General features: G+C 69.3%; 12 protein-coding genes and 2 pseudogenes. 6 read left to right on the forward strand and 8 right to left on the reverse strand.

Annotation, left to right across the window (positions count from 1 at the left end; all coding sequences use genetic code 11):
* The first annotated feature begins 227 nt into the window (after positions 1 to 227).
* Together STRAU_RS39405 and STRAU_RS33675 are read left to right on the forward strand one after the other, a co-directional pair.
* The gene (locus tag STRAU_RS39405) at positions 228 to 650 is read left to right on the forward strand and encodes a hypothetical protein (RefSeq protein WP_016644889.1); all 423 of its coding nucleotides are present in this window, start codon (positions 228 to 230) and stop codon (positions 648 to 650) included.
* Positions 651 to 909: 259 nt separating this feature from the next.
* Entirely contained in the window at positions 910 to 1,185 is a 276-nt protein-coding gene (locus tag STRAU_RS33675) for a hypothetical protein (protein WP_037663659.1), read from the forward strand.
* Between the two features lie 8 nt (positions 1,186 to 1,193).
* Here STRAU_RS33675 and STRAU_RS41955 read toward each other — a convergent pair whose 3' ends face one another.
* Complete coding sequence (locus tag STRAU_RS41955; protein ID WP_016644891.1) at positions 1,194 to 1,847, reverse strand: transposase; 654 nt, start codon at positions 1,845 to 1,847, stop codon at positions 1,194 to 1,196.
* Between the two features lie 551 nt (positions 1,848 to 2,398).
* Here STRAU_RS41955 and STRAU_RS33685 point away from each other — a divergent pair.
* A complete protein-coding gene (locus tag STRAU_RS33685) occupies positions 2,399 to 3,040 on the forward strand; it encodes a Type 1 glutamine amidotransferase-like domain-containing protein (protein ID WP_259300058.1) in 642 nt (213 codons plus the stop codon).
* 85 nt (positions 3,041 to 3,125) lie between these two features.
* Here the strand turns inward: STRAU_RS33685 and STRAU_RS43335 are convergent.
* A pseudogene (locus STRAU_RS43335) lies at positions 3,126 to 3,658 on the reverse strand (transposase); the annotation flags it as partial.
* A 230-nt stretch (positions 3,659 to 3,888) separates the two neighbouring features.
* Between STRAU_RS43335 and STRAU_RS33690 the strand changes: the two are divergent.
* Positions 3,889 to 4,875 carry a NucA/NucB deoxyribonuclease domain-containing protein gene (locus tag STRAU_RS33690; protein WP_016644892.1) on the forward strand — a complete coding sequence of 329 codons (987 nt, stop codon included), beginning with the start codon at positions 3,889 to 3,891 and terminating at the stop codon, positions 4,873 to 4,875.
* 430 nt (positions 4,876 to 5,305) lie between these two features.
* On the opposite strand, the gene STRAU_RS33700 is transcribed toward STRAU_RS33690, so the two are convergent.
* Both STRAU_RS33700 and STRAU_RS33705 read right to left on the reverse strand, forming a co-directional pair.
* The gene (locus STRAU_RS33700) at positions 5,306 to 5,749 is read right to left on the reverse strand and encodes a hypothetical protein (RefSeq protein ID WP_158692192.1); all 444 of its coding nucleotides are present in this window, start codon (positions 5,747 to 5,749) and stop codon (positions 5,306 to 5,308) included.
* 107 nt (positions 5,750 to 5,856) lie between these two features.
* The gene (locus STRAU_RS33705) at positions 5,857 to 6,618 is read right to left on the reverse strand and encodes an SDR family oxidoreductase (RefSeq protein ID WP_016644894.1); all 762 of its coding nucleotides are present in this window, start codon (positions 6,616 to 6,618) and stop codon (positions 5,857 to 5,859) included.
* A gap of 154 nt (positions 6,619 to 6,772) precedes the next feature.
* Between STRAU_RS33705 and STRAU_RS33710 the strand changes: the two genes are divergently transcribed.
* A complete protein-coding gene (locus STRAU_RS33710) occupies positions 6,773 to 10,033 on the forward strand; it encodes an AfsR/SARP family transcriptional regulator (protein ID WP_016644895.1) in 3,261 nt (1,086 codons plus the stop codon).
* Between the two features lie 762 nt (positions 10,034 to 10,795).
* Here the strand turns inward: STRAU_RS33710 and STRAU_RS42645 are convergent.
* From STRAU_RS42645 to STRAU_RS33720, 3 genes are all read right to left on the reverse strand, one after another.
* Positions 10,796 to 11,479, reverse strand: coding sequence for a hypothetical protein (locus tag STRAU_RS42645; protein ID WP_158692193.1), 684 nt, complete (start codon positions 11,477 to 11,479; stop codon positions 10,796 to 10,798).
* Positions 11,480 to 11,791: 312 nt separating this feature from the next.
* Positions 11,792 to 12,256, reverse strand: a complete 465-nt coding sequence (locus tag STRAU_RS33715) for a hypothetical protein (RefSeq protein ID WP_016644897.1) — start codon at positions 12,254 to 12,256, stop codon at positions 11,792 to 11,794.
* A 359-nt stretch (positions 12,257 to 12,615) separates the two neighbouring features.
* Entirely contained in the window at positions 12,616 to 12,828 is a 213-nt protein-coding gene (locus STRAU_RS33720; protein WP_016644898.1) for a hypothetical protein, read from the reverse strand.
* 39 nt (positions 12,829 to 12,867) lie between these two features.
* On the opposite strand from STRAU_RS33720, the gene STRAU_RS33725 reads away from it, so the two are divergent.
* Complete coding sequence (locus tag STRAU_RS33725) at positions 12,868 to 13,551, forward strand: restriction endonuclease (RefSeq protein WP_037663667.1); 684 nt, start codon at positions 12,868 to 12,870, stop codon at positions 13,549 to 13,551.
* A gap of 315 nt (positions 13,552 to 13,866) precedes the next feature.
* Here STRAU_RS33725 and STRAU_RS40975 read toward each other — a convergent pair.
* Positions 13,867 to 14,007 (reverse strand): annotated as a pseudogene (locus STRAU_RS40975) (transposase); the annotation flags it as partial.
* Positions 14,008 to 14,151: the final 144 nt, after the last annotated feature.

The raw sequence follows: 14,151 nt of genomic DNA on the forward strand, positions 1-14,151 counted from the left end.
GGACCGTGCCGCCGGAGAACTGCGCACCGATGAAGTCGACCGTGCCGCCGGAGAAGTGCGCGCGGCCGAAGTCGACCGCGGTTCAAAGACGGGCTCTCAGCGCTGGTGGATACGGTCGTTGCATGAGTCTGTCCCACCCCTTCCCCGACCGCCGGGTGTGGTCGTCGCCCGCTCCCCGCCGAGTTGAGAGAGAAAAAGGGGGTGAATCTGCATGCCAGACTCAGGCTGTGATCGACATCGACGATTTCATGAGTGGCTGTCGGCCAGCGATCCGGGGGCTGGTGGAGCAGGTCGGCGGCGCGGAGGCTGCACTCGAATTCGACGCCGACCCGCTGAGCGCAGTCGGCGTCCTGGACAGCTACGTGCAGAGGCTGCCACTCGGCGAGTTCGAGGTGGAGGACTGGATTACCCTGCACGCAGACCTGTCCGCGTTCGTCACGGTGGTGCTGCTGGATACGTACGGAGGCACCTGTCGGGCACGCCTGGACGATGCGTTGCCGACGGGCTGGGAGCTGGTGGTTGACGTCGTCGGCCCAGACACCCAGCACCGTGTGATCGCGCCGATGTCTTTCGTGTACGAGTACCTGGTGCCGGTCCCTCAGCGGATCCCTCGCCTGATAGAAGCCGTGGGCCGCCAGGCGACTGGTTGAGCCGCTGGCCAGTTGCGCCGGGTGGGCTCGCATCGGGCCCAGCGGGGATCTAACGCTCGCGTAGGTCGTACGGGGCGATCCCTTCTCAGTAGGCGTTCTTGAACCCGTCGCCCGGCTGCGCGTGACAGCGTGTGAGCGTGGCTCTGTTCACGAGAACCGGCTCTGGTCCACTTCGTGTGGTCGGCTCACCGACAGTGATGTCAGTGGCATGTGCTGAGATGACTTCGCTCTATCAGCCGCTTGGTGGGAGATCTTTCCAATGTCGGTGTACTCGTCGCTGACCCGTGCTCTGGCGCAGGCTTTGGTCGATGTTCTCTGGTTCGTTGATGGGTGCGAGGACGACCAGATGGACCCGGATGACGCGGTCAAGGTCTTGGAGGGCGTTGCCCATCTAGTGACGCAGCTGCCGAATGATCAGCGAATCGAGTTCATCGATCTGCTCGGTTCGATGGCTGCAGAGGAGGCGGACCCATCGCGTCGCGAATTCCTGGAGGGCTTTCCTCAGGGGTTCGGCCTCGTTGAGGAAGACTTCTGACCTGATCCTCATGCGTAGAGCAGGACCCGCTTGCGGAGGAGTTCGAATCCTGCGCGGCCGAACATCTGGCGCTTGAGCATCTTGATCCGGTTGACGTGGCCTTCCACGACGCCGGAGTTCCAGGGCAGCGTGAGGCCCGCGATGACGGCGTCGAGGTCGCGTTCGAGGTGCTGGGCGAAGTGCCGGAGGCTGGGTAGGTCGGCGGTAGAGGTGGCCGTTTCGATCCAGGTCGGCAGCTGGTCGCCTTGCAAGTCAGAGACCATGTGGCCGAAGGAACGCACGTGCTCGGAGAGTGCCGTCAGGTCGGGGCAGTTGGCCAGGACTGCTTTGAGGTGGAGTCGGTCGTCTGCGGGCAGAGCGTCGGGTGCGTGAGGATCCAGCGCGTGACGGCGCGGGCCGATGGCGGGCGGGGGCCGACCGGTTGGGGCTTGCCGCGAAGATTCCTGCTGACGTAGTCGCGGACGCTGGCGTAGCCGCGGGGGATAGCCCTGTTCCTTGATCTCCTCCCATAGTTTCCAGGCGTTGGTGCAGCCTTCTTGCCAGCGCTGATCGAGGTAGGGCTTGTAGGCGTCGAGTCTGGTCGCACGGTCTTGCCACTGCCCGGTGAACATCTCCTCCGGGGTGGTGGCGCGGGAGAAGCGCAGGATCGTGTTGAGGGTCATCCCGAGCTGTCGGGCGACGGACCGCTTGCTGTGACCGGCGGCGAGGAGAGTGTGGATGGTGGCGTACTTAGCGCGGGCGCGCTCGGCGAACCGGTGCCCTGTTGGCCAGGGCGATGACGCGGCAGACTCCGGCTCTTCCTGGGGTTCCTGCGGCTGTTCCGGCGTGGGGCGCAGGCAGCCACGGTGCCGGTAGACGCACTTCTCGGCGGCTTCGCCCAGGTTGTCGGGTCGGGCCCGGGCGCGGTTCCTGGATCGCTCCAGGACCGTTTCCCGGACCCGCCCGCCGAACCCGGCGTGCGACTTTCACCGTACCGGGCTCTCCACGAGATCATGCCGTTGGGATCGGCTCGGTCAGAGTTCCGGCCAGGGCGTGGGAATACTGTTGCCTCGGTAGCGGTAGCGGGTGACCGGCACCGTGGCGAGGTTGAACAGTTCGATTCCGTCCCCCTGTGTGCTGAGGAGGCACTTCCGTGGCTGTCGTTTCCGTGCGTCGTCTGGCTCTTCTCGGGGGCGGCTTTTCCACGGACCACGATGGTCTGTTGGACGACTGAGTGCTCGGTCACGCACGTGTTTCTCGGCCCAAGGTGTGCTTTGTGCCCACGGCCAGCGGTGATGCCCCCGCCTACCTGGACCAGTTTCTCTCTGCGTTCCAGTCACGCGCCTGTGAGCCCAGTTTCTTGCCGCTGTTCCGGAGGGAACTCGATGACGCCGCGTTGCGCACGTTTCTGCTCTCTCAGGACGTCGTGTATGTAGGGGGCGGCAACACTGCGAATTTGCTGGCAGTCTGGCGTGCGCACGGCGTGGACCGGTTGATGTGCGAGGCCTACGATCGCGGCGCGTTGCTATGCGGTATCAGCGCTGGCGCCAACTGCTGGGCCGAGGGCTCGCATACCGACTCCTTCGGACCGCTGACGTTCCTGCAGGACGGGCTGGGTCTGCTGTCCGGTTCGGTCTGCCCGCACTACGACAGTGAACCGGGCCGGCGCTCCTCCTACCAAGCGGCCGTAGCCACCGGCGCGCTCCCCGCCGGGTGGGCGCTGGAGGACGGTGTTGGCGCACTCTTCGTGGACGGCCTCCTGACAGAAGCGGTGACCCGCACGCCGCAGGCTCACCTGTATCGGGTCGAGCCGTATAGGGAGAAAGGAGCTACGGAGCGAGCCCTGCCGTGCCTTTTGCTGCCTGAAGCACAGTGACTCTTCGCATCGCCTCCCATCAGGCTGCCGGGAGTCGTAGGGGAAGGTAACCGGATTCCGCCGAGCAGGGCCGTCGTCATCCGGCGGCTGGCGCCTTGCGTGTCCACTGGCTGGTGCGAGGGCCTTTGCGAGTCAGGCGCCGGGGCATGAGAGTGATGAATGCCCAGTTCAGGTGCGCTTCGGAGTGCTGAGGCAGACGTTCGTAGTCGCGTGCCTTGCGGCGGGCGTTCATGATCCAGCCAATGGAGCGTTCGACTTTCCAGCGGCGGGGCAGCACGACGAAGCCGCGGGTTCCCTTGGGCCGCAGGACGGCCCGAAGCGACATCCACAGCAGATCTGCAGTCCAGTTGGGTAGCAGATCGCGGGCGTAGGCGGAGTTGGCCCACAGACCTGGGTGATCTGTGGATGTGTGAGCCGCAGGCGCCAGAGGAGGTCCCGGGCCATGATCTCGTCGCGGGAGCTGGCGGCGGTGACCGTGATCATCGCGGGCAGGCCGAGGGTGTCGACCACGATGTGTCTCTTGCGTCCATTGATCTTCTTGCCTGCGTCGTAGCCGCGGCTGTCCCTGCCGACGGTGGAGGCGGCTTTGACCGACTGGGTGTCGACGATCAGCGTCACTGGGTGGCCGCGCGTAGCTGGCAGGTGCCCGGAATTTGCCATACCGGGTTCGGGATTCGGTCACAGCGCTGGAATGTGCAGAAGGGAATGGTGTGGTGTTCGTATGTTCGATGTCCTGTCGTTGCCGTTGAGGGGCACGGGGCTCCTTGGGAGCGCGCGACAGAGAGGGGGGTTCGCCAGTGTTACGCAGATGGGCGTACGGTCTCGCGTCGGGCGTCGGGGTGATCGCAGTGACCGGGAGCCTGCTGTCGGTGGCGCAGGCCGCACCTGCAGCTGAGTCCACGATCAAGGTCACGGTGGGGGAAGCGGTGCCGCAGGCGGCGTCGTCGCAGAGTGCGGCCGCGGCCGTACCGTGCCGGAGCGGCCAGGCCATCTATACCCGCTACCAGAGCTGCATCGTGGTCCCTGCGACGGTGACCGTGCGCAGGAACGGCCGGCCGGTGGGCTCGGCGAAGTTCACCGTCACCCACAAGATGACGCTGAAGCAGAAGTCGCTGAAGTGGTCGGAGTCCGTCAAGATCAGCAAAGCGCGGCTGCTCGGCAACGCCCGCGGGATCAAGGTGGGGCTGAAGGTCACGTGCGGCAGCAGCAAGTGCAAGCCCACCAACAAGTTCCCGCGCGGGCGCTCGCTCGGCCCGGAGATCTCCGGGAAGGTGAACTACCAGGACAAGGTCGCCAAGCTGAAGAAGGACTCTGCCTCGGCGAAGTACCTCTTCACCTTCACCAAGGCCGGCTACACCCCTGGCGGGTTCAACTACCGCTCAGTGCCCTTCCGCTGCGATGACACCTTCTGGACCCAGCCGGCGACCAGCCGCACCATGCGGCCGGGCTGCGTCTTCCACACGTACATCCCGGTGCTCACCACGATGCAGTCCCTGCCGGAAATCTCGAAGAACATCCGCAGGATTCAAGCGGGCGGGGGCCACTACGGGCGTCCCGGCTCCGGCAAGCCGCTGCACCGCGAGGCCAATGAGCGCACCATCACCGACAACCGCAACAAGGTGTGCCCGCCGCGCCAGACCCCGCCGCGTCCCGGCCTGTCCTGCGACGAGTACCCCTTCGCCAGCACTCGCGAAGGCGGCACCAACGTGCCCGCCGACAGCCGCGGCACCGCCTGGGTGCCGTTGCAGGAGCAGCGGCAGCAAGGCGGCCGGATCCAGACCTTCCACAAGAAGCAGCGGATCGTGCACCGTGATGCTTTCTGGGTGTCCGTCTGACGTCCAGTAAGGCACCGTACGATCAGCGCGGGCGCTGGGCTCCACGCAAGGGGCCTTGCGTCCGCGCACCCCACACCGGGCAGCAAGGAGAGGGTACGAGGGCCATGCAGGTTCCCGTGTCACACCATCAGTACGTTCTGCTCGACACTGACGCCGACGCGCCGTACGAGACCATCGACGACATCAAGGCCGGCAACGGACTGGTCAGTGTGAATGCGGAAGGCACTTATGCCAGCGTGATGACCGGTACCCCGCACGGACGCCTGGACGTCATCTTCGACCTCCACCCAAGCGAGCCCGGGCTGAGCTGTGACGCCTGGGACGAAGTGGTCGAGGTCAGCCTGTACCTCCCTGACGAGGGCCCTCTGGTCGGCGACCCCGTCAGCGACAACGTCACCCCCGTGGCTCTGACCCCCGAAGGCGAGAACGCTCAGCCCAGGCATAGCGAAGACGACGAAGACGACGAAGACGACGAGAAGACGACGAAGACGACGAAGACGACGAAGCCGAAGGTGATGCCCGGTGGTGGCGCTTTCGCTTCCACGCCCGCGGACGCGACAGCGCCCAGTACCCCGGCAACAGTCCCGAGCAGCACCTGGTCCAGGTCTGGCCCGCCCCGCGCACACCGGAAACCCGGCATAAGCTCACCGACCAGACCGGCGAACGCGCCCGCAACCCCGACCCGCGCTACTACGCCAAGGCCAAGGCCGCAGAAGCCGCCGCCGACATCCATGAAGACGGTTCTGTGGCCACCCGGCCCGTCACGCCCCGCTCCGCGCGTCTCGACGGCACGTAGCGGCAGCACGTGCCAGCCCACGTGCGGGCCGGGGGCGGCGACGCAACGGACGGTCGGGGGGGCGACGAACCAACTCAAGAGTCCACCCACCCCGAGCAGGGCAGGTCGTAAATCTGCGCCGCCGCACAGGTTGAGCGGGCAGCAGCGCCTGTAACCGCAAGGAGAGGGACCGCGCCGCCACAGGATCAGTGGGCGCCGCTGAGACCCTGGGCGAAGCCGCCGTCGACCGGGAACTCGACGTTGGTGCTGAAGGTGGCGTCCGCGGCGAGGAACAGGGCGGCCGCGGCGACCTCTTCGACCGTGCCGTTGCGCTTGAGCGGGGTGGTCTGGCTGCCCTGCTCCTCGAACTCGCGGCGCTCCTCATCGCTCAGCCCGACGACGCCCATGGTGGGAGTCTTGATGTAGCCGGGAGCCACGAGGTTCACGCGGATCTGGCGGGGCAGGAACTCGGCCGCGAGGACATGGGCGACCGCACGCACCGCCTCCTTCGAACCGGAGTAGGCGCTCAGACCGGGGAAGATCAGGTCGTTGGCGACCGTGGTGAAGACGATCGCGCCGCCGTCGTTGAGGAGCGGCGACAGGCTCTGCACGGTGAAGAAGGCACCCTTGGTGTTCACCGCGAAGGCCCGGTCCCAGGCATCCTCGGTGACCTCATCGAGGGTCTGTACCTCCGCGATGCCGTGATTGACGAAGAGATAGTCGACCCGCCCGAGCTTCTCCTGGGCGGTGTCCGCGAGGGCCCGGATGTCGGCCATGCTCGCGGCGTCGGAGCGGACGACGTGCGCGGAGTCCGACTTCAGCTCCGTCCGCGCCTCCTCGATGTTCTTCTCGTTGCGACCTGTGAGGACCACCTCGGCCCCGCCGTCCAGGAGCGCCTTGACGATGGCCAGGCCCATACCGTGCGTTCCGCCGGTGACGACGGCCTTCTTGCCTGCGAACTTGCTCATGATGACTCCCTGCTAAGACAGCGTGCGAGGTGCTCATTACGCCGGTTTTCACCGGTGCACGCAGAGTGCGGGCAAGGGCTTGCAGTCGGCTGTCGGTCCGCTTGCAGTGCACTGACACACCCGTCAATGACCACGGGGCGTCTACCTTGGTCCCATGCGCTTCGGGGTACTGGGTCCGCTGGTCATCTGGTCGGCGGACGGTGAACTGGTAGGGGTGCCGGAGGCCAAGGTCCGCTCGCTGCTCGCGGCCCTCCTGACGGCACCGGGGCAGGTGATCTCCGCCGACCGCCTGGTCGACGAGCTGTGGGGGGACGCGCCGCCCGCCAACGCCAGGGGCGCACTGCAGACCCTGGTGTCGCGATTACGGAAGGTGCTCACCCGCGCCGGAGGCCCCGGCCTCCTGACGTACCGGGCCCTCGGATACGTCCTGGAGGTGACGGACGACGCCGTGGACGCAGGCCGCTTCACCGCACTCACCGCCCGGGCGCGCCCGGCCGCGGACCCCCGGGAGCGGGCCGAGCTGTTCACCGAGGCCCTCGGGCTCTGGCGCGGCCCCGCTTTCGCCGGCTTCCAGGGCGAGCAGTTCGCCCGCGAGGCCATCACCCGGCTCGAGGAACAGCGGCTGCTCGCCCTGGAGGAACAGGCCGAAGCCCGCCTCGAATTGGGCGAGCACAGCCAACTGGCCCCGGAACTAGGCGAACTGACGAGACGTCACCCGCTGCGGGAGCGGCTGCGAGGCGCCCATATGCGCGCCCTGTACGGCGCGGGTCGCGCCAGCGAGGCATTAGACAGCTACCAGGACCTGCGCCGCCGCCTGGACGAGGACCTGGGCCTCGAACCGGGGCCCGAACTGGCGGCCCTGCAACAGGAGATCCTGCAGCAGGACCCCGCCCTGCGGGCCGTGTCCGCCCCCTCGGCCACACCGAGGCCACGCACCAACCTGCCCACCCCGGTCACCGACCTGATCGGCCGCTCCGACTCCGTGGACGCCGTGCGCGACCTGGTGAAGGCCGGCCGCCTGGTGACCTTGACCGGGCCCGGCGGGGTCGGCAAGACGCGCCTCGCGGTGGAGGTGGCGACCCGCCTGTCCGAGGCGTACGCGGACGGCGTCTGGCTGGTGGAACTGGCCTCACAGGCATTCTCCGCCGAATCAGGGGCGGCCGCGGGCGACGACCTCGCCGAGGTCGTCGCCGCGACGCTCGGAGTCCGGGACGACACCGGTCCCGGACCGCTGCCGAGCGGCCTGCCGCGTACGCTGCTCGACCGCCTCACCGACGCCCTGCGCGGCCGCCGCCTGCTCCTGGTCCTCGACAACTGCGAGCACGTCATCGAGGCGGCCGCGGGGCTCGCACAGGCGCTGCTGCGCGGCGCACCGGGCGTCCGCGTCCTCGCCACCAGCCAGGAGCCCCTCGACATCGCCGGCGAGCAGCTGTGGCCGGTGCGGCCGCTCGACCTGCCCGAGAACTCGGCCGACCCGGCGGTGCTGCGGCGCTCCAGCGCGGTACGGATGTTCCTCGACCGGGCCGCGGCCATCTCGCCCGGCTTCGAGCTGACCGACGACAACGCCGGGGCCGTGGCCTCGATCTGCCACCGTCTCGACGGAATCCCCCTCGCCCTGGAACTGGCGTCCACACGGGTACGCGTCCTCGGGGTGCGCGAGCTCGCGGAGCGCCTGGACGACCGGTTCAAGCTCCTCACCGGCGGCCGCCGGGGCGCACCCGTACGGCAGCAGACACTGCGCGCGATGATCGACTGGAGCTGGGAGCTGCTCACCGCGGCCGAGCAGTCGGTCCTGCGCCGGCTCGCCATCCACTCCGACGGCTGCACCCTGGACGCCGCCGAGGCCGTCTGCGCAGGCTACGGAGTCAAGCCCGCCGAGGTCCTGGACCTGCTGACCCGCCTGGTGGACCGCTCCCTCGTCCTGGCCAGCCACGAAGCCGACGGGCCCCGGTACCGGCTCCTCGAATCCGTGTCCGCGTACTGCCTCGAACGGCTGCGCGCCACCGAGTACGAGCGGGTGCGGCGCACCCACGCGCACTACTACGCGGCCTTCGCCGAGCGGGCCGACGCCTTCCTGCGCGGCAGCGACCAGCGGCAGTGGCTGCGGCGCCTGGACGCGGAGACCGCCAACATCCGCAGCGCGCTCGACGCGGCCGCCGCGGACGGCGACGCCGCCCTGATGCGGGGCCTGGCGCACGCGATGGTCTGGTACTGGTTCCTGCGCGGCCGTCTCACCGAGGCCAGGCGCCAGCTGACCGTGGCCCTCGGTCTGCCGGGCGAGGCGGGGCCGACGGCCGAAGGCGACCCGGGCCGCGTGGTGACCGCGGCCTGGCACGCCGGGATGAGCCTGCTGTCCGGCGCCCCGGACGGCTCCGCGCGCCGCAGCGCCGCGGTTCTCGAGCTGTACGAGGACATCCGCGACCCGCACGAGCGGACCAGGGCCGGCTGGTTCCTCGGGTTCGCGGTCACCCGGTTCGGGGACTTCTCGGTGGGCGAGGAACTGGTCAACCGGGTGCTCGCCGAGTCCCGTGCCCTGGGCGACCTCTGGGGGATCGCCGCGGGACTGAGCACACGAGGCATGCAGATCTACGTGTGCGGCAACCTGAGGGCTTCCCGCAGTGACGGAGAGGAGAGTCTCGCGCTGTTCCACGAGGCCGGCGACGGGTGGGGCAGGCTGCAGGCGATGGCGGTGCTCGGGCGGCTCGCGGAGATCGAGGGCGACTACCAGGAAGCCGCCCGGCTGCACGAGCGAGGGCTGCACGTCGCCGAGGACCTGGGTCTGTGGACCGACGCGTCGATGCGCTGGTCCGACCTCGGCCGGATCGCCCTGCTGATCGGCCAGTACGCCCGCGCCGACGAGTTCCACGAGCGCGGCCGGCGGCTCGCGGTCGAACAGGGTGACAAGCCCGCCGAGGAGTTCGCCGAGCTCGGCCTTGCTCTCAGCGCGCGGCGGCAGGGACGGCTCGACGCCGCCGAGTCGTATCTGCGCACCTGGCTGGCGTGGAACCGGCAGTTCGACGCGGAGTACGGGGCGGCCCTGATCCTGGCCGAACTCGGCTTCGTCGCCGAGCTGCGCGGGGACGCCGTCGCCGCTCTGTCCCTGCACCTGGAGGGCCTCGCCGCGGCCCGAGACACCGGCGATCCGCGGGCCGTCGCGCTGGCGGTGGAGGGACTCGCGGGAGCGCGGGCACTGGCAGGGCACGCCGGGCAGGCCGCGCGGCTGCTCGGGGCAGCGGCCGCCGCCCGCGCCTCGGTGGGCGCACCGCTGCCGGCGGGGGAGCGGGGTGAGCGCGGCGACGTGGACCGGGTGACGGCCGCGGTACGCGCGGTACTTGGCGAGGCGGACTTCACGGCGGCGTTCGAGCGGGGGGCCGCCTCGGAGCCGGTCAAGGAGGCGGAATCACTGCGGACCTGACACGTCAAGGCGCACCGGGTCACGGCCCCGGGCACCGGAGCCGCGCGCCCGCGAAGGGCCTCCAAGCCTGTTTCTGAATCCCCGTCGTCCGCGCGGACGACGGGGATTCAGAAACAGGCTTGGAGTACTGATGCGGTGCTCCCTCAGATGAAACCCCTAGGGACCGTCGACGGGTGGGGTGTCCGAGAGGCTGCCCGCCCGTAACATCACCCGCCCTTCAGCACCTTGGTGGCGGCCTCGCTCTCCCGCTGGCGCAGAGAGGGCCATTCGGCCGCCGGCAGCGGGTTGGCGTCGAGCCATCGTTGTTGCAGCACCGCGAGCCTGGCGCAGGCGCGAGGTAGCCGGTGGCGTTCTTTTCGCCATCGCACTCAATTAGGGCCCTTTGAGCGCTCGTGATTGAGCGGGAATGATCGGTGCCGGTCGAACGTGAGCGCCTGAGTTCTGGCCCACGCTTTCACCGCCCAGGGAATTTCCAGGTAAAACGGATCTGCACCGGCCAGCCCGCCCGCCCACAGGAATGACCGTTCTGTCAACACCAGTACGAACCTTCAACGCCTCGCCCCCTCGCCGGGCGGACCCCACCGGGCGAAGGGACGAACAGCCACCGCTCCGCAACAGAGCCCTCTCGACGGGCCGGACGTGTGCGGGAGCCTCCACCCGGACCCGGTGCTCCGCCGCTTCCAACCCGCTGGATGTATCGCTCTCTTAACGGGTCGCCGAGGATGTCGAGCACGTGCGCTGCCGCCGCAGAGGATGGCCGCCTCACCGACCCAGCCAGGTTGCGCCGCCCGCAGTGCCGGCGACGGCGGTGAGCAGGGCCAGCAGCCGGTAGGGGATGCGTTCGATCGTTACGTGCAGGCCACCGATCCGCAGGTCGAAAACGGCGTCGGCTCGCCGGTGCTGCTTGTCTGTCGTGTCATGCCCATCTTCCGGTGGCTGGTCGGGCCCGGCGGTTGCCGGGCGGTGGACTCGAGCATGGAGAGGCGGAACGGGTTGCGGGAGCGGCAACGGCAGGCGCTTGCCGGTTCCCGCAGGTTGGCAACGGCGCGGCCACAAGAGGGCTCGCTGACCGAGGCCGCTGCACCACAATGGTTCAACTCCGTTGCAGTGCAGCGCTGCTATAGCTGTGCCGCAGTTGGCGAGGAGGATGTTGTGGCCGAACCTCTGGAGCAGGCGTACGCCGCCGCGTTGCGCGCAGTCCTGCGGCCGGTCTTCGAAGCGGGCGTCACACAGCGGGCACTGGCCTCGTCGGTGCACGTCGTGCCCTCTACCGTCACCCGGTACCTGAACGGCGAACGCATCGCCCCACAAGGCTTCGTGGACCAGTGCGCCGCCTTTCTGGAGGAGCAGGGCGTCCGCCTGAGCGGCGAGGAGAGGGAGCGCCTGCATTCCCTGCGTCGAGCAGCGCAGGCCGCGAGCGCCTCGGTAGAGACCCGCCTGCTGCACGCCAAGGAGGAGCTTGAACAGCTGAAAGCCGCATTGCCGGCCGCACGGCGCGGCCAGGAGGCAACCACCACGGACGCGGTGCAAAGGGCCGTGGCGCAGGCGCAGCAGGAAGGCGACCGGCAGCTGGCCGGTATCGAGAACCAGCTCAGGGCTGAGCAGAGCGAGCTTGTCGCGGAGATCGAGTCTGTGCGGCAGGAGCTGGCCGCGCAGCGGGAGCAGGTCCGGGCCGCCGAGGCCGACCGTGACGCCCTGCTGGTGCGTTCCCAGGCGCAGCAGCGGCGTCTGGAGCAGGCAGCAGGACCGTCCCGGCTCTCAGTGCCACTCCCCGCACCACACCTGCGCTCCCGCGCTGTCGACCGTACAGACCCTGACCTTCAGGTCCTTGATCTTGACCGCCGGGTCGGTGTGCAGGCTGGTGTGGCGGCCGCTGTCGCTGGCGTCCTTGACCGTGTTGAGGGTGCGCGTCACGGGCTTCCAGGTGGTGCCGTCGAGCCAGGAGTAGCCGGCCTGCAGGATGGCGTCGTTGCCGTCTTTCTTGAGGTCCCACAGGTTTCCGTAGACGCCGCCCTTGCCGGTCTCCCAGTCCACGCGCAGGACGGCGCGGGCGCCCTGGGTGCCGTCGTACGGGGTGACGAACGAGCGGGATCCGGCGTAGTGGGCCTCGCCGTCGGCCCAGTGCTCGGGGGCGGCCGTCGCGGGTGCGGCGAGGGCTGCGGTGGCGATCACGGCTCCGGCGAGCGGCAGCAGGACGCGCGCAGGCACCTTGGCGAACTTCATGAACTCCCCCTTCTGCGGCCCGCGTTGCGAGGCCGTCGGTGATCAGGCCGCCCAGACAAGCACGCCCTCGCGCGGCTTGTCATCAGCGATAGGGGCTCTCGCTCCTGTCGCGGGTGGCGTTCTCGCCAGGTAGGGGGTGGGAAGGGGTGCGGCGCTCCCGCGCGGACCCGTCCGTCCGCGCGGGAGCCGGGCGGCCGCCCCGCGCGGACGCGGTCGCCGCACAGCCCGGCGCGGGGCTGGGCCCACGAACTCGGGTGCCTGCGCGGCCTCGCCGTACTGGGCGACGTATGCCGCGTAGCTATCCGGGAATTACCAGCGGCCGGGGGGAGGAGGGGGAGTCCGGTGCTGCTGGTGGGGACTCAGCCCACGGGCGGGTGTGCTGTGTTCACCAGCAGCCGCCGGTCCGTGCCGCCATACGACCAGCGCGCCACCCCGCCGTCGCATTCCAGGTAAGCCAGGGTGTGACCGGGCAGCGTGTAGCCGATCTCCAGCGGGACTTCGTACGCGATGACTTCGCCCGGCAGGGAAGGCGTGGTCGGAGGCAGGCCCTCTTGCCGGGGCCGAGCGGGCATTTCACACTGCGGATCACGGGCACAGGTGAGTAGGGGACTATGGCAGCACGACGGCGCCGGCGGCTGCGGAAGCGGACACGCAGGCAGTTACAGGGCTGGGGCATCGTGGCGGCGCTGGCCATCGCGGTGTGGACGGCCGGGAACTGGGCGACGGTGTGGCCCGTGCTGGTGACCATCCTCGCCATCGTGGTGGTGGGCGGTGCAGGCTGGGGCCTCCTGCGCGCGCACCGGCTCGCGGTCGGCAGAGACCGGCAGTGGCGGGCGCAGGAGGAGGCGCGGGCGCGGGAGCTGTCGATGACGGAGGTCGACGCGCTGTCCTGGCAGGACTTCGAGCACTACGTCGCCGATCTGTGCCGTCGGGACGGCTGCCGAGACGTCGTCGTCAGCGGCAGGAGCGGCGACCTGGGCGCCGACGTCGTCGGCTACCTTGCAGACGGCCGAAAACTGGTCGTCCAGGTCAAGAAGTACGCGCCTGAGCGCAGCGTGTCCTCGCAAGACATGCAGAAGTTCGTCGGCACTGCCCGCCTCGAGCACGGCGCGGACGTCGCCCTGTTCGTCACCACGTGCCGCGCGTTCACGAAGGCCGCCCTCGGCCTGGCGGTACGCCAGGACATCGTGGCCCTGCACCGCGACCTGCTCGGCTCCTGGGTCAAGGGCGCTCATCTGGAGACACTGATCCCGCTGAACGGAAGCGGCGGCGGCGCGCGGCGCCCGCCAGCCTGACCGGACACCCCTGTAGTGCTCAGGGCGCGTGGCGCTCAGGTGTGGGCAGGGTCAGCGCGGGGGAGAACGCAACAACGCCTGGGGCACAGGGAGTTGTCCGAGCGGGCGAGGCCGGGCGGCCCGCCCGTGTGTGAGGGCTTCGCGGTGTTCGGGCTATACGAGTCCTTTTGCTGCACGTCGGCTGGGGGGGGCGGCCTGGCCGCCGGTGTCCCCACGCCCCGCGTCACGTCCGGGTGAGGGTGCAACTGGTCTTCGCTATGCGCACGCGCTCTCCTCCTCATCGAAGGCGTCGATGGGTCACCACTCGGTACAGGACGGTACGCCGGCCCGCTGGTGGAAGAGGATGCCGTTGATGACGGTGCGGTGATTCTTCCAACGCCCGCCCCGGCCTACGCTCTTCGGAAGGTGCGGCTCCAGCCGAGCCCACTCCACGTCAGACAGATCACCTCGCCCCACAACCACCGAAATGATGGCGTCCGGCGCGGTCACGCGACCCATCGGACACGGCCTCGTGGACTGCGGTGCGGGTCTGTGCGGGTGCGGTTGCCGGGTCCGGGGTGTGCGGGGTGCCGCCGGGTGCCGGGGTGCCGGTTGTGGTCG

Origin of the sequence: Streptomyces aurantiacus JA 4570 (assembly GCF_000414115.1) — a bacterium.
Lineage (GTDB): Bacteria > Actinomycetota > Actinomycetes > Streptomycetales > Streptomycetaceae > Streptomyces > Streptomyces aurantiacus_A.